This window comes from Pseudomonas sp. MPB03 (assembly GCF_046605385.1).
Lineage (GTDB): Bacteria > Pseudomonadota > Gammaproteobacteria > Pseudomonadales > Pseudomonadaceae > Aquipseudomonas > Aquipseudomonas zanjanensis.
In genome coordinates this window covers 5,984,421-6,006,394 of record NZ_CP176770.1, presented here as the reverse complement: position 1 = coordinate 6,006,394, position 21,974 = coordinate 5,984,421, and the positions used below count along the sequence as shown (strand labels likewise).

Annotated in this window: 18 protein-coding genes; 13 read left to right on the top strand and 5 right to left on the bottom strand. The window is 63.1% G+C overall.

Features of this window, described 5'->3' with window-relative positions; all coding sequences use genetic code 11:
• Window positions 1–13: 13 nt before the first annotated feature.
• The 13 genes from ACLH0I_RS26140 (at window position 14) to ACLH0I_RS26080 (ending at window position 16,493) form a co-directional block, all read left to right on the top strand.
• Window positions 14–1,723 carry a DUF2138 domain-containing protein gene (locus tag ACLH0I_RS26140; RefSeq protein ID WP_411385756.1) on the top strand — a complete coding sequence of 570 codons (1,710 nt, stop codon included), beginning with the start codon at window positions 14–16 and terminating at the stop codon, window positions 1,721–1,723.
• Window positions 1,708–2,367 (top strand): DUF1175 domain-containing protein, encoded by a 660-nt coding sequence (locus tag ACLH0I_RS26135; protein WP_186710539.1) that lies wholly within the window; start codon window positions 1,708–1,710, stop codon window positions 2,365–2,367. Before ACLH0I_RS26140 ends, ACLH0I_RS26135 begins: the two co-directional genes overlap by 16 nt.
• Window positions 2,364–6,932, top strand: a complete 4,569-nt coding sequence (locus ACLH0I_RS26130) for an alpha-2-macroglobulin family protein (protein WP_411387560.1) — start codon at window positions 2,364–2,366, stop codon at window positions 6,930–6,932. Before ACLH0I_RS26135 ends, ACLH0I_RS26130 begins: the two co-directional genes overlap by 4 nt.
• Before the next feature lies 1 nt (window position 6,933).
• Window positions 6,934–8,553, top strand: a complete 1,620-nt coding sequence (locus tag ACLH0I_RS26125) for a DUF2300 domain-containing protein (RefSeq protein WP_411385755.1) — start codon at window positions 6,934–6,936, stop codon at window positions 8,551–8,553.
• A 3-nt stretch (window positions 8,554–8,556) separates the two neighbouring features.
• A complete protein-coding gene (locus tag ACLH0I_RS26120; protein ID WP_411385754.1) occupies window positions 8,557–9,387 on the top strand; it encodes a YfaP family protein in 831 nt (276 codons plus the stop codon).
• 388 nt (window positions 9,388–9,775) lie between these two features.
• Entirely contained in the window at window positions 9,776–10,357 is a 582-nt protein-coding gene (locus ACLH0I_RS26115; protein WP_250962602.1) for a YjfI family protein, read from the top strand.
• 22 nt (window positions 10,358–10,379) lie between these two features.
• Window positions 10,380–11,078: a PspA/IM30 family protein gene (locus ACLH0I_RS26110; RefSeq protein WP_186710531.1), complete on the top strand. Its 699-nt coding sequence runs from the start codon at window positions 10,380–10,382 to the stop codon at window positions 11,076–11,078.
• A gap of 273 nt (window positions 11,079–11,351) precedes the next feature.
• The gene (locus ACLH0I_RS26105; RefSeq protein WP_411385753.1) at window positions 11,352–12,386 is read left to right on the top strand and encodes an ion channel; all 1,035 of its coding nucleotides are present in this window, start codon (window positions 11,352–11,354) and stop codon (window positions 12,384–12,386) included.
• Window positions 12,373–13,035: a DUF2491 family protein gene (locus ACLH0I_RS26100; RefSeq protein WP_250962599.1), complete on the top strand. Its 663-nt coding sequence runs from the start codon at window positions 12,373–12,375 to the stop codon at window positions 13,033–13,035. The genes ACLH0I_RS26105 and ACLH0I_RS26100 overlap by 14 nt, the downstream gene beginning before the upstream one ends.
• Window positions 13,036–13,050: 15 nt before the next feature.
• The gene (locus tag ACLH0I_RS26095) at window positions 13,051–13,479 is read left to right on the top strand and encodes a DUF350 domain-containing protein (protein ID WP_014340424.1); all 429 of its coding nucleotides are present in this window, start codon (window positions 13,051–13,053) and stop codon (window positions 13,477–13,479) included.
• A gap of 19 nt (window positions 13,480–13,498) precedes the next feature.
• Complete coding sequence (locus tag ACLH0I_RS26090) at window positions 13,499–14,200, top strand: DUF1190 domain-containing protein (RefSeq protein WP_186729654.1); 702 nt, start codon at window positions 13,499–13,501, stop codon at window positions 14,198–14,200.
• Window positions 14,201–14,212: 12 nt separating this feature from the next.
• Window positions 14,213–15,370 carry a glutathionylspermidine synthase family protein gene (locus tag ACLH0I_RS26085; RefSeq protein WP_411385752.1) on the top strand — a complete coding sequence of 386 codons (1,158 nt, stop codon included), beginning with the start codon at window positions 14,213–14,215 and terminating at the stop codon, window positions 15,368–15,370.
• A 247-nt stretch (window positions 15,371–15,617) separates the two neighbouring features.
• Window positions 15,618–16,493, top strand: a complete 876-nt coding sequence (locus ACLH0I_RS26080; RefSeq protein WP_411385751.1) for an MBL fold metallo-hydrolase — start codon at window positions 15,618–15,620, stop codon at window positions 16,491–16,493.
• A gap of 196 nt (window positions 16,494–16,689) precedes the next feature.
• Here the strand turns inward: ACLH0I_RS26080 and ACLH0I_RS26075 are convergent, their stop codons facing one another.
• From ACLH0I_RS26075 to ACLH0I_RS26055, 5 genes are all read right to left on the bottom strand, one after another.
• Window positions 16,690–17,622, bottom strand: a complete 933-nt coding sequence (locus tag ACLH0I_RS26075) for a phosphatidate cytidylyltransferase (RefSeq protein WP_053125762.1) — start codon at window positions 17,620–17,622, stop codon at window positions 16,690–16,692.
• Between the two features lies 1 nt (window position 17,623).
• Window positions 17,624–18,244 (bottom strand): lysophospholipid acyltransferase family protein, encoded by a 621-nt coding sequence (locus ACLH0I_RS26070; RefSeq protein WP_411385750.1) that lies wholly within the window; start codon window positions 18,242–18,244, stop codon window positions 17,624–17,626.
• 175 nt (window positions 18,245–18,419) lie between these two features.
• Entirely contained in the window at window positions 18,420–18,875 is a 456-nt protein-coding gene (locus ACLH0I_RS26065; protein WP_250965935.1) for a hypothetical protein, read from the bottom strand.
• Window positions 18,865–20,208, bottom strand: a complete 1,344-nt coding sequence (locus ACLH0I_RS26060) for a phosphatase PAP2/dual specificity phosphatase family protein (protein WP_411385749.1) — start codon at window positions 20,206–20,208, stop codon at window positions 18,865–18,867. Before ACLH0I_RS26060 ends, ACLH0I_RS26065 begins: the two co-directional genes overlap by 11 nt.
• Window positions 20,208–21,965: a bifunctional alpha/beta hydrolase/class I SAM-dependent methyltransferase gene (locus ACLH0I_RS26055; RefSeq protein WP_411385748.1), complete on the bottom strand. Its 1,758-nt coding sequence runs from the start codon at window positions 21,963–21,965 to the stop codon at window positions 20,208–20,210. Before ACLH0I_RS26055 ends, ACLH0I_RS26060 begins: the two co-directional genes overlap by 1 nt.
• Between the last annotated feature and the right edge of the window lie 9 nt (window positions 21,966–21,974).

Here is a 21,974-nt window from a genome sequence, read left to right as displayed (position 1 = left end):
GGCCCTTGTGAATATGAGCGACAACACTGCTTCCCCGACCACGCCGACACCTGTCGCCAAACCTGTGCGCCGCTGGCCGGCGATACTGATCGGGCTGTGCCTGGTCGCCGGTGTGGCCGCCGGGCTGGGCTGGTTCATCAACAAGCCCAAGGCGCCGCCCATGGCGTTGGCATTGGAAAAACTCGGCCTGAGTCGTCCCGACGGCTTGCTCGAGACCCATTCCCTGAGCCAGTTGCCCAAGGACCTGTTGGCGGTGCCGTTCCTCAAGGCCACGCTCACCGAGGACTTCGTCTTCTATTACGAAGCCCACGCCGATCGCCTCGGGCTGATCGGCAGCCTGCGCCGGATCATCTACGAGCATGACCTCAAGCTGCAGGACAGCCTGATCGAAGCGCTTTTCGACCAGCCGGCCGACGTCGCGTTGTGGCGCGGTGCGGACGGTCGCCTCAAGGATTTCCTGTTGGTGATGGATCGCGGCGGCCTGGCCAAGGTGCTGGAGCCGTTGGCGAAGGTCGCCTTGGATGACACCCAACTGAGCAAGCTCAGCGACCTCAAGGTCGGCGGCGACGACGTCGCGCTTTACCAGCTCAGCTACAACGCCAGCAAATCCCTGGCCTTCGCCTCCCACGGCGACAAACTGGTCGTGCTGTCCAACCCGACCAAGCTGTACGACCCGGCCAGCGGGTCGGCGGTGGAGCCGGGCAGCGTTTCGACGACCGCCCTGGCGGCCTTGCTCAACGGCGACAAACTGTTCCCTGAAGCCTTCGGCCTGCCGGCCAAGGCGCCGGAGGTCAAGCAACGCATCTCGGTCAACGCCAGCGTGCTCGCCATGGGCTACCAGCGGTTCATCCCAAACTTCGCCGGCTTGCGCTTCGATATGGACGACAAGGGCTGGCACAGCTTCCTGGCCATGGACGAACTGGAAAACCAGCCGGACTTCGACTTCAAGCCAATCTGGCAAGCCATGCCCATGGGCGCCAGCGCCTGCGTGGCCTTGCCCCTGGCGGCCGAGCAGCAGAAACCATTGCTGGTGAAACTGGGCGCCGAGGAAAAAGCCGCCCAGGCCATGGTCGATCATGTGACCGGTGCCGCCGGCCTGTGCTGGTACGCCGATTCGCGGCTGTACACGCCGCTGTTGGTGGCAAGCCTGAATGACGACGACGGCAAGCTCGACGCCGACCTGGGCAACCTGTTCGGTTCGATGGTCGGCGCCTATGAAAACAACGTCGCCGAACACGCGTTCCCGGTAGTGGAAAAGCAAGCAGGTTCGACGCACCAATGGCAGCGCCAGGTCAGCTCCAACTTCGGGCCGTATTCGGCCAAGGAAGCCGAGCAACCCGAAGCGATTACCGGCAAGGCGTTCCTGCGGGTCAGCCTGGCGCGCCACGGTTCGACCTTGCTGTTCTCCCTTGATGACAAATTGGTGGACAAGGCCCTCGGCACCCTCGACAAGCGCTTCCCGCCCATGGCCGAGGTGGTGCCCCAAGACCTGCTGATGCCGGTCTACTTCGGCCCGGATTCCATGGCGCAACTGATGCAGCGCGAAACCCTCGACAGCCTGCCCCAGGACATGGAGCCGGTGTTTTATAACGCCGCGCAAACCTATCTGATCCCGAAACTGCGCACCCTCGGCGGCTACGGCAAATACGCCCTGACCTTGCCCGCGGGCAGCGAGCCGGACGGCCATTGGCAGTGGCTGCCGCTGGAATGGAAAGCGCTGTGACCGCACTGATCCGCAACCCTGCGTTGACGCTGCTGCTGGCACTGCTGCTCGGCGGGCCGGCGCGTGCCGTCGAGGCGCCGGCGTTGGACGTGCAGCAGTCCCAGGTTTTTCGCGCCTGGTTCGTGCGCATTGCCCAGGAACAGCTGACCAAAGGCCCGAGCCCGCGCTGGTACCAGCAGGATTGCGCCGGGCTGGTGCGTTTCGCCGCCAACGAAGCACTCAAGGTCCACGATGAAAAATGGCTGCGCAGCAATGGCCTGTCCAATCGCTACCTGCCCCCGGAACTGCCCCTCAGCGATGCGCAACGGCGCCTCGCCCAGCAGTGGCAGCAGGGCGGCGGCAAGGTCGGGCCCTACGTCAACGCCATCAAGCTGATCCAGTTCAACAGTCGCCTGGTGGGCCGCGATGTCGCCCAGGCCCGCCCCGGCGACCTGATGTTCTTCGATCAGGGCGATGACCAGCACTTGATGATCTGGATGGGCCGCTACATCGCCTATCACACCGGCACCACAACCCCTACCGACAACGGCATGCGCTCCGCAAGCCTGCAACAACTCATGAACTGGAAGGACACCCGATGGATACCCGACGCAGCCAACCCCAACTTCATCGGCGTCTATCGACTCAACTTTCTCTCCCAATGACCGGTGCCCGCATGCTGCGCTTGTGTTCAAAACTGCCCCTGCTGTTCGCCCTGTTGCTGGCACCCATGGTTAATGCCGAAGACACGGTGGAGCCCAGCGGCTACACGCCGGTGTCCGGCGAAAGCTTTTTCCTGCTGGCCGACAGCAGTTTTGCCAGCGACGAACAGGCCATGGTTCGCCTCGAAGCGCCGGGCCGCGACTACCGTCGGTACCGCATGGAGCCCTACGGCGGCGCCGATATCCGCGTCTATCGCATCGAGAAACCGCTGGAGTTCCTCAAGCGCCAGAAAAACCTGCACCGCGTGGTCAGCGACGGCCAGTTCAAGGGCGAAGGCCTGTCGAACACCCTCGCGTACCTGTGGGACAACTGGTACCGCAAGTCCCGTCGAGTGATGCAACGGGCGTTCTCCTACGAATCGCGCCAGCACGTCACCGAAGAAGTGCCGGAACTTAGGATCGGCGACGCCCTGGTCGCGCCGACCCCGTACGAGGCACCGGCGCAATTCGCCTTGATCCCGGGCTTGCCGGTGGTCAGCCAGTTCCGTTATCCGCTGTGGCAGGCCAAGCCAATCCAGCCGCCAGCCGGGGTCAACCTGGCGGGTTCGTCCAGTGAGTTCGTCAGCGTCGCCCCGGGCAACGTCTATGTGCCGCTGGGCCAGTTGAAGCCAGGCCTGTACCTGGTGGAAGCGCTGATCGGCAAATACCGCGCGACCACCATGGTCTTCGTCTCCAATACCGTGGCCGTGAGCAAGATTGCCGGCGATGAATTGCTGGTCTGGGCCGCACGCAAGCATGAAGGGCGTTCGGTGCCCAAGGTCAACGTGCTGTGGACCGACGGCCTGGGCGTGATGAGCAGCGGTGCCACCGATGAAGACGGCCTGCTGCGCCTCAAGCACGTCAGCCCGGAGCGTTCGTTCGTCATCGGTGAAGACGAGGAGGGCGGCGTATTCGTTTCGGAAAACTTCTACTACGACAGCGAAATCTACGACACCAAGCTGTATGCGTTCACCGACCGGCCGCTGTACCGGCCGGGGGATTGGGTGTCGCTGAAAATCGTCGGTCGCGAGTTCAAGAACGCCCGTGACTCGGTGCAACCGACCGCCGCCGACGTCAATGTCAGCGTCCTCGATGCCACCGGCACCGCGCTGCAAACCCTGGCCCTGAAGCTCGACTCCAAGGCCGGTACCCAAGGCCGTTTCCAACTGCCGGAAAACGCCGTGGCCGGTGGTTATGAGCTGCGCTTCAGTTACAAGGACCAGCTCTACAGCAGCGCCTTTCGCGTGGCCGAATACATCAAGCCGCACTTTGAGATCGCCCTGAACCTGGCCAAGCAGGATTACCGCACTGGCGAGCCGGTCAAGGGCAACCTCGTGCTGCTGTACCCGGACGGCAAGCCGGTGGTGAATGCCACGGTGAGCCTGAGCCTGCGGGCCCAGCAATTGTCGATGGTCGACAACGAGCTGCAATACCTGGGGCAATTCCCGGTGGAACTGACCAGCAGCGAAGTGACCACCGATGCCAAGGGCAACGCGACCCTCGACCTGCCGGCTGCCGACAAGCCGAGCCGCTACACGCTCACCGTATTCGCCAGCGATGGCGCGGCGTATCGGGTCAAGACCACCAAGGAAATCCTCATCGACCGTGGCGCGGCGAATTTCCGCCTGAGCGCTCCCCAGCGGTTCAGCGCCGCTGGCCAGAAGGTGTCGTTCAGCTACGCCAACGAAGGCGGCAACGAACAGGCCAAGGCCGTGACACCCGGCAGCTATGCCTGGGTGCGCCTGGAAGACCAGAGCACCGGCGAAGGCAAGCTGGCGGCCAAGGACAAGGGCTTCAGCCTGACCTTCGAGCGCCCCGGCACCTACAACCTGACGCTCAAGGACGACCACGGTCGGGTCATTGGCGCCGCCGCCCATGCGGTGACCGGTGAAGGCATCAAGGCTGTGCCGGGCACCGTCGAAATTGTCTTCGACAAGCCTGAATACAAGACCGGTGACGAAGCGCTGGCGCTGATCACCTTCCCGGAGCCGGTCAGCGATGCGCTGCTGTCGCTTGAGCGGGACAAGGTCGAGGCCACGGCGCTGCTCTCCAAGGGCGGCGACTGGCTGAAGATGGAAAAGCTCAGCGACACCCAATACCGCGCGCGCATTGCCGTGAAAGATAGCTTCGCACCCAACCTGACCTTCTCGGTGCTGTACACCAAGGGCGGCCAGTACAGCTTCCAGAACGCCGGCATCAAGGTGATCACGCCGCAGATCGATGTGGCTGTCGTCACCGACAAGGCCACTTATCGCCCGGGCGACACGGTGACCGTGGACCTGAGCACCCAGTTCGCCGGCAAGGCGATCCCGGCGCACCTGACGGTCAGCGTGGTCGATGAGATGGTCTACGCCCTGCAACCGGAAGTGGCGCCGACCATCGACCAGTTCTTCTATCACCCGCGTCGCAACAATGTGCGCACCAGTGCCAGCCTGTCGTTCATCAGCTACGACGTGGCGCTGCCAGGCAGCCCCGGCGCGCCGGGCAAGGCCAACCGTAGCGAGCGTGGGGTCAAGGTGCTGGAGCGGCCACGGCGTGAAGACGTCGACACCGCCGCGTGGCAGCCGGAGCTGGTCACCGACGCCAACGGCAAGGCCCGCTTCACCTTCAAGATGCCGGACTCGCTGACCCGCTGGCGCATCACGGCCAAGGCGATCGCTGACGACGGCCAAGTCGGCCAGAAGAAGCAGTTCATTGCGTCGGAAAAACCGCTGTACCTGAAGTGGAGCGGCCCGACCCGCTTCCGCACGGGCGACAAGCCGCAACTGGGCCTGTTCGCCTTCAGCCAATCGGAAAAACCCCTGAAGGCCGAGCTGCTGATCCGTTACGCCGGTGCTGAACAGCGCGTGGTGGCGGAGCTGAAAAACGGCATCAACTACGTGGCCCTGCCGGCCCTGGAATTGAGCAGCGGCGACTTGACCGTGCAGTTGCAACTGAACGGCGAAACCCAGGACGCCCTGGCCATGCACCTGAACGCCAGCGGCAACGGCTGGCAAGTGACCCAGAGCCAGCGCCTTGATGTGGCCAGTGGCGACACACCGCTGACCCTGCCGACCGACGCCACAGATATTCGCCTGCGCCTGGATGACAGCCCGCAAGCGTTGTTCCGTTCGGCCCTGGATGACCTGCTGAGCTACCCCTACGGTGGCGTCGAGCAGACCGCCAGCCGCCTGTTGCCGTTGAGCATCGCCTATCCGACCCTGGCGTCGAATCCGCAGATCCGCGACCGCTTGCGCTTGATCATGCAAAACAGCCGCTTGCGCCTGGTGCAGATGGCCGGGCCGTCGGCGAGCTTCACCTGGTGGGGCCAGGACGGTGAGCCAGATGCCTTCCTCACTGCCTATGCCTATTACGCCGACTGGCACGCCAGCCAGGCCCTGGACCTGAGCCTGCCGCCGGAACACTGGCAGCGGGTGCTGGAGGTCTACGCCAAGGAGGCCGCTGATACACCGCTGCTGCAACGTGCGTTGATCCTGTCGTTCGCCAAGCAGATGCAACTGCCGGTGAATACTTTGCTCAGTGGCCTGATGGACGACCTGGCGAAGGCCAGCGAAGACAGCACCGAGAGCGTGCTGGACAGCGGCGAAGACAGCCTGGTCATGTACGCACCGGACTCCGCCCTTGGCCTGGCCAGCGCCCGAGTGCTGACCGCGTCCCTCGCCAAGCAGGCGAAGGTGCCGTTGCCCGCCGCCTTCAGCCGTCAGGCCGACGCCGCGCAACAGCAACTGGAGCTGAGCTCGCAGCCTTTCGTCGAGGCTTTGCTGCTGTCGCTGCAGAGCTTCGATCAAGCCCGCGCCACGGCACTGCTCGAACGCGTGCTGCCGCAGCAGTCCACCCTGGAACGGGCGCTGGCCCTGACCTGGTTGCAGCGCAGCATCGAACAGGCCGCGCCGGCCGTGGCCCTGGCGCCGGGCGAAGGCTGGGTTGCCAAGCAAGGCGCGACCGGTGAAACCTACTGGCAGTGGCAGGGCGCGCAGCTTCCAACGATGCTGACCCTGACCGGTGCCGAGGAGCGTCCACTGCAAGCGGCATTGAGCTTCCAGAGCCAGCAAGCGCCGGTGGCGCCGATGGCCGTGTCGATCACCCGGCGCCTGTCGCGCCTGGTGCCGGGCGACGAGGCCTTCACCTTCAAGCTCGAAGCCGTGGGCAACAAACCGTTGTCCAGCGACAGCCTCTACCTGGATGAAGTGATCATCAACAGCAAGGCACCGACGCCACTGCGCTACGGCATGCTCGAAGTGCCGTTGCCGCCGGGCGCCGATGTGGAACGCACCACCTGGGGCATCCAGTTGATGGGCAAGGCCGACAGCGAGCCGACGTCCCTGGAAAAGGCGCGCTTCGAGCCGGGCCAGATGGCCTATGCGATACCGCTGGACGCCCTCAGTGGCGAGCTGCGCCTGCGGCACTTGGTGCGCTTCTCCCAGAAAGGCCAGTTCACCTTGCCGCCGGTGCGCTTCACCCAAGTCTATGCACCACAGAATCAGGCGCGCGAACAGAAACCGGCGCTCGGTCAGGTGACGGTCAACTGACATGCGCAGGCCTTGGGGTTGGTGGTGGTTGTGCTTGATTCCTGCGCTGGCGACAGCGCAGGACGAGCCGTTGCGCCTGGCCTTCGACGGTCAATTGCTGCGGGTGAATCAAACCCAGGTGCTGGATCGCCAGCCATTGCCCGACACGTTGCAGGCACCGTTGGGCAGCCTGTGGAAGCTGTTTGTCTACGCCTGGCTGGTGGACACCAACGCTCGCGAACCGGTGTATGAGTGCCGCGGCGAGTCGAAGGAAGAAGTCTATTGCTGCAATCCCGGGCAGAGCATCGGTCGTGACCAGGCGCTGGTGAAATCCTGTGGTTTGTATTTCGAGCCGCAGCGGCTCGGGCTGTCGGCCTCGAACTGGCGCGATTACTGGCAGACTCGCCAAGCGCCGCCCTGGTTGTTGGACCTGCCAACGCTGCAACCCCAGACGCAAGTACCCGTCGCGCAATTGCTCAAGGCCCTGGCCATGCTGCCGGCCCAGGACCAGGCCCGTCGGGTGCTGTTGGACGTGGCACTCAGCGCGGCCGACGGGCGGCTGGTCGGTGAGTTGGGCAGTCGCCTGCGGGTCAAGACCTGGAGCTGGTTGGGTGACCAGGGGCCTTCCTCGCGACAGGGCGGTTTTGCCGGTTGGCTGGCCGATGGCACCCCGGTGTGGGCCGGGGGTCGTGGCACCAGCCAGCAGGTCCTCAAGGTCTACGGCGAAGGTCTGGCGGCGGCATTGCCATCGCGCTGGCCGGCGGACACCGGGCGCTGCGTGGAAGTCGATCTGTTTGCCCGTTATCCGTTGCAACGGGTGATGGCCGGCGAGCGGCCGGCCACACCGGGTCAGCTGCGCGGTGACTACCGCGTCGAATTCACCAACGGCAACCAATTGGACATCCACAGCGATGGCGAGCTGTTCCTGATGCCCGGCAAGCTGGTGGCGCGCCTGGACCGCGAGGAGTACGTCGCCCGGGTCTTGCAGCGCGAAGCCAAGGCAGAACCCGCCGAAGCCGCCAAGGCCCTGGCGGTGGCGATCCGTACGTATCTGCTGCAAAACGCCCAACGCAACGGTGATTGCCTGAGCATCGACGACAGCAGCCATCGCCAGCGTGTCGCACCACGTCCGGCGGCGCCTGGAACCCGGGCCATTGCCGCCTGGACCAGCGACCTGGTCCTGGCCGGCACCGACGTCACCTACCACTCCGACCAGCCGGGCCCGGACAAACTGTCCTGGGCGCAAGCCGTGGAGCAGGCCAACGCTGGCCAACGCTACGACGCCATCCTGCTGCACGCCTATCCGCGCGCCAGCCTCAGCCGCTGGGACAACCCGGTGGCGTCCTGCGAAGCGCTGCCCGCCGCCCAGGACTGGCTGCTGAAGCAGCGCCGGGGCTGGCGTGAGCGGCTGGAAAGTGAAGTCGGCTACAACGAAATCAGCGCTTTCGCCGTCTGCCGCGTCGCCTTCGGCCGGCCGTATGTCGACCGCGAACGCCAGCGCATCTACGTGCGTGGCGTGCTGTCGCTGCAAGACCGTCTCGACCTGACACATGAATATTTGCACCTGGCCTTCGAAGCTCACCCCAACGGCCAGGACGAAACCTATATCGAAGGGCTCGCCCGTCACCTCTTGCTGGAATAGACCATGACACTCCGTTATCCACAGGTCTTGCTGTTGCTCTGCGCCCTGACCGCGTTATCACCGGCCATGGCTGCCGACTCCATCAAGCTCGACACCCCCATTGGCGGCTGGCGCAGCGGTGCACCGGGCGGTGAAGGCGAAAGCTTCAGCCAAACCGTCAATTACCCGGCCTCGTCGGTCAACACGCCCCCGGGCCAGGCCGACACCGCGCGCATTTCCGGGCAGATCAAAGGTGCGCCCAAGGACAGCAACGCGCCGGGCCAGTTGATTGTCAACGGCGTCAGCCTGCCGCTGAAACTGGATGAAGAAGGTCGCTTCGACCGGCCGTTCTCGTTCCCCAACGGCAGCAACAGCGTTGAAGTGCGCAGCGCCGATGGCCAGCAGCGTCACCGCACGCAGTTTCTCAACACCAGCGGCGGCGCCACCCCGGCCAAGCTGCGGGTGCTGCTGACGTGGGACAGCGACGGCACCGACCTGGACCTGCACCTGGTCACCCCCGATGGCGCGCACATCTGGTACGGCGACCGCGCCGTCGCCAACGGCGCGGCCCTCGACGTCGACGTCACCACCGGCTACGGCCCGGAAATCTTCGCCATGCCCGCGCCGATCAAGGGCCAGTACCTGGTGTATGTGAATTACTACGGCGGCGGTTATCGCAGTGAGGAGGACGGTGAAGAGGGCGAGTCCGTGGCGCAGGCGCAACAGGCCTTGACCACCGCCCAGGTCACCGTGATCACCGAAGAGGGCACGCCGAACGAGAAAATGGAAACCTTCGTCGTGCCGATGCGGGCGGTGGGGGAGCTGACGTTGGTCAAAAGCTTCAGCTATCCCTAAGACTGCATGTGATGACCCCCGTGGCGAGGGAGCTTGCTCCCGCTGGGCTGCGCAGCAGCCCCAAAAACAAACACCGCGGAGTGTCAGGCTGATCGTATTGGCTGCTTGGGGGCTGCTGCGCAGCCCAGCGGGAGCAAGCTCCCTCGCCACAAAAGCGGTCAGCCCACAGGGATCGTCGGTGTTTGTGATTCAGAAAAATCTCACGCGTGAGCTATTGTGGGGTTTGGAAAGTGCCTGTAGTGTTTCTCACGCGTGAGTTTTTCACAGTGGGGTCAGTACCATGCCAACCAGCTCTCCATCAGATCCGCCTGACGGGCCTGTGACCGATTCATCGAGCCGCACGGGAGAGCGCGCCAAACCCTCGGCGAAAAAACCGTCGAGCTTCTACATGAAGCAGATGCGCGCGGGCCTGAGTGCCGCCGGGTATGTGAAACACGAGACTTGGGTGCTTCCCGAAAACAGAAGCCTGCTCAAGCAAATGGAGAAACAGCTACGCCAACCGATTCTGGCTGGCTCATTCATGTCGGAGGATTACATGAGCGCAGGTAATAACTGGAACATCGATCGCCTCTACAGCGCCCTTCAGGCCCTGGACGAAGTGGTCGCGAACGACATCACCCTCTCCCTCGTCCAAGGCTCCGAATCCAGCATCAAGCTGGAAATGAATGACTTCGGTGGCTTGCCGATCTACATCGCCGTGGTCGGCGACCAGATCATCGTCGATACCGTGCTGGTGGACGTCGAGTCGATCAGCGATGTGGCGGCCTTCAACGACGCGGTGTTGCGCAGTCGGGAAATGTTCCCGCTGTCGTCCATCGGCATCGAGACCATGCCCAACGGACAGGTGGTCTACAACATGTTCGGTGCGTTGAGCGCCGACTCCAGCCTGACCAACGTCGTCACCGAGGTCAAAACCCTCGTCGACAATGTCCAGCGCGCCAGCGAAGCCTTCGAACGCTTCTTCATCTAATTCGCCGAATAGGAATCATCCAATGACTCAGTCCATCTGGAGCAAGTTGTTCACCGCACTGCGTGGCGGTGCCAACGAAGTCGGCGAATCGATCGTCGACCAACAGGCCCTGCGCATCCTCGACCAGGAAATCCGCGATGCCGACAGCGCGCTGGCCAATGCCAAGCGTGAGCTGGTCACCATCATGGCCAAGCACAAGCTGGCGACCGATCGCGTCGGCGAATACAACGCCAAGATCAAGGACCTGGAAGCCAAGGCCCTGGCCGCGATCCAGGCCAACCGCGAAGACCTGGCGCTGGAAGTGGCCGAAGCCATTTCGACCCTGACCAACGAACTGGACGCCGAGCAAAAGCACGCGACCGAATTCGGCGGTTACGCGGACAACATGCGCAAGGACATCACCAAGGCCGAAGCCCGCATCAAGAGCCTGCGCCAGCAAGTGGACATGGCCAAGGCCCGTGAAAGCGTGCAGAAGGCCCAGGTCAGCGCCTCGATCGCCAGCGGCGGCGCCAATGGCAAGCTGGAAACCGCCGTCGGTACGCTCAACCGCCTGCAAGCCAAGCAACAGCAACGTGCCGCTGAACTGCAAGCCCAGGACGAACTGGCCGAGGCTTCCACCGGCTCCGACCTGGAGCGCAAGCTGCGCGATGCCGGCATCACGCCAAACGAAGGCAGCGCCAATGCGATCCTGGAACGCCTGAAGAAAAAATCGGCTGAGTAATCGTTACACGCTGTCCTGGGTGAACCCGTGGCGAGGGAGCTTGCTCCCGCTGAGGCGCGAAGCGGCTCCAAAAACGGGGCCTGCTTCGCAGTCCAGCGGGAGCAAGCTCCCTCGCCACAAGGGTGTGCGGCAGACCACGGATTTAATTGTGCTGCAGGTACTTCTATCCAAGCCCCGCAACAGGTTTAATGCTGTCCGGCCACTACGCTCGCGCCCCCAGGCGCCGGAGCGATGATCCCGCCAGGAACCAAGCCCCACGGAGTCAGGGACGCAATGTCGATTTTCCTTTTGTTGCGCACGTACGCATCGTCCTTCTTCCATCGCTTCGGTTGGGCGGGGCTGGCCATTGCGCTGGGCGTGCACCTGTCCACGGCCTGGATCGGCCTGGTGCTGTTGGGCGAGCAACACCTTATCGCCGCCGCCACGTTTATCTACTTCTATCTCACCACCACGCTCACCGTCGGTTATGGCGATCTGTTGCCACAGACCTCCGCCGGACGGATTTTCGTGGCGACCTGGATCATGCTCGGGGGCATTGCCCTGTTGACGACGGTCATCGGCAAAACCACCAGCAGCGTCATCGATGTATGGAGAAAAGGCATGAAGGGCAAAGGCGATTTCACCGGCAAGGTCGGCCACACGGTGCTCATCGGTTGGGAGGGCGCCACCAGCGAGCGGGTCATCGAACTGCTGCTGCAGGACGAAACGTCCAATGACAACCTGATCGTCATCTGCGATTGCGATCTCGAAGAAAACCCCATGCCCGGCAAGGCCACCTACATCAGAGGCGACAGCCTGTCCTCCGTCGCGCTGTTGCAGCGTGCCGGCGTGCCAGGTGCCGAACGCGTGCTGGTGCGCACCCATTCCGACGACCTGACCCTGGCCACCGTGCTGGCGGTCAATCGACTGGGGCCTGTCGGGCATGTGGTCGCCCATTTCAATGACAGCGAAGTGGCCGCCCTCGCCAGCGCCTATGCGCCGAGCCTGGAATGCACCTCCAGCATGGCCATCGAAATGCTGGTGCGTGCCTCCCAGGACCCGGGCTCGTCGGTGGTCATCAATGAATTGCTCTGCGTAGGCGAAGGCGCCACGCAATACCTGATGAAGCTGCCCGAAGCGTTTGAAGCGACGTTTGGCGACCTTTATATCCGGATGAAAGAGCAGCACAACGCTACGCTGATCGGTTACCGCGCCCAAGGTGCCCGCCAGCCGTCGATCAACCCGCCCGGCGCCACCCGTGTGGTGGGCGGCGAACTCTTCTATATCGCCTCGGCGCGTCTCAAGGAAATTTCCCATGGGGTGGTTTAAACAGTTGATGGGGCTCGAGGCCCCGAATTCGAACACAGCAGCCAGCAATAGCGCGCCTGTCGTTGGGCCGCTGGGCCTGGCCTCCGGCAAGCAGGTCATGTTCGATGCCACGCTCAAATTGCTGCTCGACGGCAACACCGCCGTAGTCATCCCAGGCAACCAACAGATCTGGAGCCTGGGCATCGTCGACCTCGGGCAGTCGAACTGGTTGTCGCGCTGCTACATGAACGACGAGGACTACTGGTTGCAAGTGCACACCAGCGGCGACGTCGCCGGGCAGGTCGAGTCGGTGATCCTGTTCAACTACCTCAGCTACGTCACGATCAACAGCGAAGCGGAATTGCGTCGCCTGGCCGGCCCGGAAAGCCTGATCGGCCTGCCGACCTACACCCACGACGGCGTCGAGTACACCCGCGAATGGGGCACCGAGGCGGGCCAGACCGAACTGGTGGGATTGAGCGAACGCGTAAGCAATCCCGAAGAGTCCTACAGCGTCGAGCACCGTTCGATGCTGTATGCCCGCGACACCGGCCTGACGGATCGCCGGGAGTTCCTGTTGTTTTCCGTCGAAGAGGACGCCGAAGGCACTGTCAGCCTGAGCACTTCGCTGGGTATTTCGCTGTACACCACTGACCTGAACACTCTTTGAATAAGGAAGAAATCCATGCTTGAAGCGCTCTCCATTTCCCTGAACAAAGCCGCCGTGCTTGGCTTTGTCATGTACATCCTCGGCGCCGCCGTGCTGTTCGCGCTGTTCCAGTTCATCTACACCCGCGTCACGCCGCACAAGGAATTCGAACTGATCCGTTCGGGCAACGTGGCCGCGGCCATTGCCTTGGGCGGCGCCGTGATCGGTTTCGCCATTCCGGCCAGCAACGTGATCGCCTACTCGATCAGCATGCTGGACTTCGTCGTCTGGGCAGTGATCGCCGCGGTCGTCCAGTTGCTGGCGTTTCTGGTCACCAGCCTGGTGCTCAAGGGCGCTTCCGCGCGCATCAAGAACGGTGAAATCGCCGCGGGTATCTACATCGCCGCCGTGGCCATCAGCGTCGGCATGTTGAACGCCGCGTGCATGACGCCTTCCACGAACTGATTGCGCCACGGAGATCCCGATGAAACGAAGCAAGTACGTCCAGCTCTCGCTGGCCGCGTCGGTCGCCCTGGCGATATCCGGTTGCGGGCCCGCGGAAAAAACCTACAAGTTGCAGAAGAAGTACAACTTCCAGTCCGTCCAGGAATGTGTCGATGAAAAGCTGCCGGTGGACATTTGCTCCACCGCCTACATGACCGCCATGGGTGAGCATCGTCGCATCGCGCCGGTCTACGATAGCAAGGCCGATTGCGATGCCGACTTCGTGCCCGATTGGTGCCAGCAGGACTCGGCCGGCAAGTTCCTGCCCAAGCTGGGTGGTTTCGAGCTGAACGCCGATGGCGAAGTCACGCAGTCCGAGGTCGATGCCGCCCGGGCCCAGTTGCCGGCTTCGGAAGCGAACGTCGGTGGTTCAGGCTTTGGCAACCTGTTGACCGGCCTGCTGATCGGCAACATGTTGAGCGGCAACCGCAGCAGTTATTACTCCGAGCCGGTCTACCGCTACCGCGATGACCGCGGCAACTTCGGGTCCTCGACGCTCAGCCAGCGGGTTTCCAGCGGCTCGACCTTTACCAAGTCCAACCAGGCGCGGTATGGCAGCTACACCGACTCCGTCAAGACCAGCAAGGCGATGGCCGTCGCGTCGTCCACCTCGCGCGGTGGCTTCGGCAGCAAGTCCAGTGCCCGCAGCGGTTGGGGCGGTTCGAGCAGCTCCGGCGGCTAAGGAACGAGGGCCATGAAGAAGATCCATTGCGCAGAACGTCCCGACTGGAAACAGACCGCCGAGCAACTCGGCTTTCTGTTCCACACCATCGACGACGAACCCTATTGGGACGAAAGCGCGTACTACCAGTTCACCCTCAAGCAGATCGAGGACGACCTGGAAGACCCGACCACCGAGCTCCATGACATGTGCATGGACCTGGTGGCCCGGGTGGTCCAGAGCGAAGAATTGCTGGAACGCCTGAGCATCCCGGCGCCGTTCTTCGACCTGGTGCGCACGTCATGGCTGGAAGGCCATCCGCACCTGTACGGGCGCATGGATTTCTCCTACAACGGCAAGGGCCCGGCCAAGTTGTTGGAACTCAACTACGACACGCCGACCAGCCTCTACGAGGCGGCGGCGTTCCAGTGGGGGTGGCTGGAGCAATGCATCGAGCGCGGCATGTTGCCGGCCCATGCCGACCAGTTCAACAGCATCGACACCAAGCTGCACCAGGCCTTCGCCCAGTTGCAGCTCAAGGAGCCGTTCTATTTCGCCTCGATGAAAGGCTCGGTGGAAGACAAGGGCACCACGGATTACTTGCGCCTGATCGCGGAAAAAGTCGGCATTGAATCGCGGCACATCGATATCGAAGACATCGGCCTCAACAGCGACGGACGTTTCGTCGACCTGGAAGAGCGCTGGATTCCTCACCTGTTCAAGTTGCACGCGTGGGAATTCATCTTCCACGAGCCCTTTGGTGAAGCGATCGCTCAATGCGATACGCAGTTTTTCGAGCCGGCCTGGAAGTCGATCATCTCCAACAAAGGCATCCTGCCGCTGCTGTGGGAATTCCACAAAGGTCACCCGAACCTGCTTGCCGCCCACCTGGACACCGACATCCGCAAAGCGGTGCCGAAAGGCTGGGTGCGCAAGCCGTTCTTTTCCCGGGAAGGCGCCAACATCGAGCTGCAGACCGCTGACGGCTTGATCGTCAAGGAAGACGGCCCCTACACCGACGCGCCGTTCATCCTCCAGGAATTCGCGCCACTGCCGAAATTCGACGACAGCTACACCCTGATCGGCTCGTGGGTCATCGGCGACCAGGCCGCCGGCATTGGCGTGCGGGAAGACAACAGCCTGATCACCAAGGATTCCAGCCGGTTTTTGCCGCACTTGATTCTGGATTGATTGCCCCCTGTATAGAAAGAGTCCCCTGTGGGAGCGAGCTTGCTCGCGATAGCGGTGGACCAGTCGATATCAATGTTGACTGATCTGCCGCTATCGCGAGCAAGCTCGCTCCCACAGGGGTGTATGCCAGGCCATGTATAGCCACCGCCTGTCGCCTTTGCGGAATTGCGCCTGCCCCGTCCCTGTCGATTTTAAAGAGCCCAAGAAAAACCCGAGAGCGGCACGCCATTCCTGACAGGAGGCCCCCATGCGTATCCATCACCTGAACTGCGGTTGCATGTGCCCCGTGGGCGGGAAGTTGTTCGATGGCTACAGTCGGGGGCTGACGGCGTGCCTGGTGTGTCATTGCCTGCTGATCGAAACCGACAACAATGGCCTGGTCCTGGTGGACACCGGTTTTGGCCAGCGGGATGTCCAGACGCCCGAACGGCTTAGCCGATTCTTCCGGGCGTTCAACAACATCAAGTTCGAGCATCGCCTCACCGCGTTGGAGCAAGTGCGCCGATTGGGCTTCGACACCGGCGATGTGCGGCATATCCTGCTGACGCACCTCGATTTTGATCACGCCGGTGGGCTCCAGGACTTTCCCCAGGCTCGGGTTCACGTGATGCGCGACGAGATGGCGATGGCGCGCAGCGCCGACACCTGGATCAGTCGACGGCGATTCCAGGCGCGCCAGTGGCAGGGCGTCGACAACTGGGAGTTCTATGCCCCGGACGGTGACACGTGGTTCGGTTTTGATTCAGTGCGCGCGTTGATCGGGGCGGAAGAAGAGGACATTTTCCTGGTCCCGCTCCAAGGCCACACCGCCGGCCACGCCGGGATCGCCCTGAGGACACCGGACGGCTGGATGCTCCATGCCGGCGATGCGTATTTCTTCCACGATGAAGTCCATCAACCCGAGCGGCGTTGCCCGCCGGGGCTGAAGTTCTATCAGTACATGATGGACACCTATCGTCCGGCACGGCTGCGCAATCAGGATCGCCTGCGGGAACTGGCGGCGGGCCAGAACGGGCACCTGGAGATTTTTTGCAGTCACGATGCCAAGGAATGGGAACGCTCTACGAACCAGGCGCGTACCGTTCGTGTTGATCCCACGGCCATGCCGTCGCCCCACCGCTAAACCACCCGCCCGGGCACACACACCTGTGGGAGCGAGCTTGCTCGCGATAGCGGTACATCAGGCGACATCGATGTTGACTGATCCACCGCCATCGCGAGCAAGCTCGCTCCCACAGGTTAGGTATTCACCACAGATTCCCACAGGTTAGATATTCACCACAGACGCCCACAGGTCCAGGGGCTCGCCGCAGGCTTTTTCAGGTCCACCAGTACCGCACCAAGTGGAAGAAGATCGGCGCGGCGAAGCACACCGAGTCCAGCCGGTCGAGCATGCCGCCGTGGCCTTCGATCATGTGGCCCCAGTCCTTGACGCCGCGGTCGCGCTTGATCGCTGACATGACAATGCCGCCGGCAAAGCCCAACAGGTTGATCAGCAAGGCGATGAGGAACGACTGCCAGGGATTGAACGGCGTGATCCACCACAGCGCACCACCGATCAGCGAGGCCAGGAAGATGCCGCCGACAAAACCTTCCACGGTTTTCGAGGGCGACAGGTTCGGCGCGATCTTATGTTTGCCGAACAGCTTGCCGCAGACGTACTGCAACACATCCGAGAGCTGCACGACGATCACCAGGTAGGCGATCAGCAACAGGTTGCGCCCCTCGAAACCGGCGATGTCCAGGGTCAGCAGGGCGGGCACGAAGGAAATGCAGAACACCGCGATCATCAAGCCCCACTGCACCTTCGACGCGCGCTCGAGGAAGTGCGTGCTGTCGCCGCCCAGGGACGCCAGGATCGGCAGCAGCAGGAACACATACACCGGGATAAAGATCGAAAACAGCCCGTACCAGTCGTAGTAGATCAGCAGGTATTGCAGCGGCAGGGCCAGGTAGAACGCCGCCACCAGGGCCGGGTAGTCACTGCGCCGGGTCGGTGTCAGGGTCAGGAATTCCCGCAGGGCGTAGAACGACACCGCGTAGAACAACAGGATGACCGCCGCGTTACCGAGCCAGAACGCCACGCCGATCACCAACACCATGATCCACCAGGCGTTGATCCGGGCGTTGAGGTTGTCGATGACCGAGTTCGGCGCGCCTTTGGTCCGCAGCCTGAGAATGAAACCAATCAGCGACGCCAGCACCAGAATCGCGCCGATCCCGCCAAACAACATCAGGGTATATCGATCCATGTCAGACGTGCTCCGGGGCCAGTGCCAGCAGCGCGGCGCGGCTGCGTTCAAGGAATTGCTCTTTGCTTTCACCCTCTTCGATGCACAGCGGCGCACCGAAACTGGTGGTGCACAACAACGGCAGCGGCAGGACACGGCCCTTGGGCATGACGCGGTTGAGGTTGGCGATCCACACCGGGATCACCTCGACCTCGGGGTGGTTTTTCATCAAGTGATAGATCCCGCTCTTGAAGGGCAACAGGCCTTCCTCCGGATTGCGCGTGCCCTCCGGGAAAATGATCAACGAGTCGCCGTTTTCCAGGGCATCGAGCATTGGCTGCAATGGGTTGTACGCAGGGTCCTTGCGCTCGCGGTCCACCAGCACGCCGTTGAACACCCGGTTGATGATGTAGCGGCGCACCGGGCTGGTTTGCCAATAGTCAGAGCCCGCCACCGGGCGGGTGAGCTTGCGCAGCGCCGGCGGCAGCGAGGCCCAGAGCAACACGAAGTCACCGTGGCTGCTGTGGTTGGCGAAGTAGATCCGCTGCACCGGCGTCGGCGCGCAACCGAGCCACAGGCTGCGAGCGCCCGTGACCATGCGAGCGGCGGAGGTGATGAGATTGGCGACCACGGGTTCGAGCATGAGGATTCCTTGTCCTGAGAAACATAAGCATCACTGTGGCGAGGGAGCTTGCTCCCGCTGGGCTGCGCAGCAGCCCCCAAGAGGCTGAATACAACCAATCTGACACACCGCAGCGCTTGGTTTTGGGACTGCTTCGCAGTCCAGCGGGAGCAAGCTCCCTCGCCACAAAAACTTTTTAGATACCTGAAGCTAACCAGGGACTGGCCACGATGAAGCCCAGCACCAGGACAACTTGTACCGCCAGCAACCGCGACTGCCGACGCAGCAGCAACAACGCGCCGTGCCGTCGTTCGGTCCACAGGCGCCCGGCCCGTTCGGCGGGTTGCAGGCCCAACGCGGTGAGGGCTTGATCCAATTCATAGGTGCGTTCGGCCAGGGAGTGGGTGCTGTCGGCCATGCGCTGGAACAGATCGGCGTCGAACGCCACGCGCAGTGCCCAGTATTTTTCCACCACTCCGATAACCAGCAGCACAGCACTCAACAGCAGCAACCACGGATCGATCACGCCCACCAGCCATTGCCCCAACCCCAGCAGCGCCGCCAGCAGCGTCAGTCCCGTGGAAAGCTGGTCCAGCGAATGACCCCGGCGCAACAGGCTCGCCACGGTGTGGAGTTCCATATCACTGATCATGAGCATGCCCCCGTGTTGTGGATAACTGTTCCAGTGCCCGACGGTGCGCCGCGTGCAAGACAATGCGCGGTCGAGCGCGCTGGATCTGCACGATCGCTGCGTCAACGTTCGCTGCCCGGCCGGTGTGCAACAACCAGGCAACCACCGCCGTGGCGCTGCGCGAATAACCCAAGGCGCAGCAGACCAGCACCGGCCCATGTTGGCTTAGGCTTTCGATGGCCTGCGCCGCTTTCAGGCATTGCTCGGCGGTCGGCGCCGTCAGGTCGAGCACCGGTAACGAACGATAGGAGATATTCGAGCTGTCCATGGACAGTTCCGCGCAGAGGTCGAGCACGCCGGTAAACGTGCTGTCCTTCAATTCCATCGGCGTAGGCACTCGCCCCAGCCAGACGTTATCCACGATCAGGTCTGGCTGCGGGTGCTTGCGCGTCCAACAGCGGGAATTGATCCACGCCGCCGCCAGGTACGGCGCCAGCAACCAACGCACCGCCGGACTCAAGCGACCATCGGCGCGCTTCTGGAAACCATCAGCACCGAACACCAAGTAATTCAGCGCCACCATGAGCACCGCGACCGCCGGCCAGATCAGCCAGAGCCACGCGCCGCCCAAGGCAAACGCCGGGATGAACAGCGCCGCCGCGCCCAGGCCATAACGCAAGGCCAGGCGTCGGCGGGCCGGATCGGCGGTCAGGCGCGCACTCGACAGCGGACTCGGTCGATCCAGCGGCCACAACCAGACGCACAGCCAACCGGCCAGCGCACCCGTGGGCAGGTCGATGAAGTGATGTTGATACGTCGTCAGCACCGACACGCCGATCAACGCAAACCAACCGTGCATCACCCAACGCCAGAAGCCCTGCAAGTGCCGCTGGTAACAGACCCAGAGCACCACCAGCAGCGCGATGTGCAGCGACGGCGCCTGGTTGAACGGCTTGTCGAAGCCGGCCAGCACGTCGAACATCCAGCCGAACAGCCCATCCATTTGCGGCCGGGGAAAGGTAAACGTCAGCGGCCAGAGCAAAAAGCAACTGACCGCAATCACCTGGGCCGTGAGCAGGCGCAAGGCGTGGCGCTTGAGTTCGTCGCGGCTGTTGGGCAACAGCAGGGACAGGCCGTACAGCAGATCGATCGACCAGTACGGCACGATGGTCCAGGCCATGAACGGCATGTGGCTTTCCCAGGCGAACACCAGCGTGCCGACGTCGTCACGCTGGGCGGTGACCCAGGTGGCGAAGCCGTAGGTGGTGAAGAACAGCGGCGCCAGCAACAGCAGCCACAGCACCGCCGGTTTGAGCAGCGCGGGTTCCCGGGCCGGAGCGATGACGGCGCTCATTACTGCACTCGCTGCGCCAGCGAAACGCTGAAAATGCCCCATTCATCGACACGCAGGGTGATCTTGCGGAAGCCCGCCGCCTCGACCAATTGATCCATTTCCGCCTGGGTGCGTCGACGCATCACCCAGGCCTGACCGGCGCGGTGGCTGGTGAGGGCGCGGGCGATCAGCTCCAGTTGCGGGTGCCACGGCTGGCCGGTGTAGACCAGGAAGCCACCAGGCTCCACGGCTTCGGCGAGGCCGGCGAGGGAACCGCCGACCATCTGGTTATCGGAGAACAGTTCGTACAGGCCCGACACCACGGCGAGGGTTGGTTTTGGCTCCAGGGCTGCCAGATCCTGGCGGTCGAAGGCATCACCTTTGACGAACTGAGCGATGTCGCCCAAGCCTTTCTCCACGATCAGCGCGCTGCCGTCGCGCACGTTGATGTCGCTGTAGTCGCGCAGCAGGATCGACTCGGGCAACGGGCTGACGCCTTGCAGCGCTTCGAGGATGTAGCGGCCATGGCCGGCGGCGATGTCGACGATGCGCACTTCGCGGTCCTGGGCGCGCAACTCGGCCATCGCCAGGCGCAGCAGTTCTTCGACGTGCACCTTGCGCTGGCGAATGCCGCGCCAGCCGATGGAGTTGAGGTAGTTCTGGTCGATCATCTTGCCCAGCGCCGAGGTGCCGGTAGGGCGGTTGCGGTAGACGTAGTCCAGGGTGCTGCCGGAGTCGAAGCCGGTGTCGAAGCCCAGCTTCACCCCGGCGGACAATTTACTGCCAAAGCGCATGCTGGCGCGGGTCATGCGCCAGTAAAGATCACGCAACGAGTTGTGGGGCAGCGGGGTGGCCAGGGTTTCCGCTTCGGCGCAGGTCGCGCCCAGGCGATCGGCGTCGAGCAGGGAAGGGCGCTCCAGCGGTCGGGCGAAGTTCTGCAGGATGAAACGGCGGGCACTGGCCACGGCCGGCGCCCGGTTCTTCTCGCCGAGGGTGTCGTGGAAGAAGCCTGGCAGGATGTGTTTTTCCTTGTGCAGGCTGCCCAGGCGTTCGAAGAACTGCTCCTGGGGTTTGCGGTGCACCACAAAGTCCGAACCGGAGATCAACAACTGCGTCGGCACCTGGATCGCCTGGGCATCGGCCACCACGCGGTCGGCGGCTTCGTACAGGCCCAGCAGCACGTTCACCGAAATAGCCTTGGTGATCAACGGATCGCTGTCGTAGGACGCCACGCGCTCTGGGTCATGGCTGAGGAATTTCGCCTTGACGTAGCTGTTGACGAAGAAATTGCCGCGGAACTTGCGCATCAGCGCCAGGCCCGGCCGGGCGAACGGCACGTAGAGCTTGACCTTGAACGCCGGCGAGGCCAGCACCAACGAGCGAATGCGCGGTGCGTAGTCGTGGACCCAAGTGGACACGATCACCGCGCCGACGCTTTGTGCGACCACGGCGATGTTCGCTTCGTCGACCTGATGCGTCGCGCCGATGTGATCGCAGAAGGTCTGCACGTCCCGCGCACTGGTGGCAAAACTCGGGCTGTCGCCCCGTTCGCCCGGCGACTGGCCGTGGCCGCGCGCGTCCCAGGCAAAGAAGTCGAACCCGGGCAAATCCAGCTCATCCACCAGGTGCGCAATGCGCCCGGAGTGTTCATGACCACGATGGAACAACAACACAGCCTGGCGGGGTTCACCCGCTGCCACATCGACAGCCGGCCAGTGTTGGTAGAACAGTTCCACGCCATCGTGGGTGGTGAATGTCCGGTGTTGGGCTTCGCGCATTGCAACTTC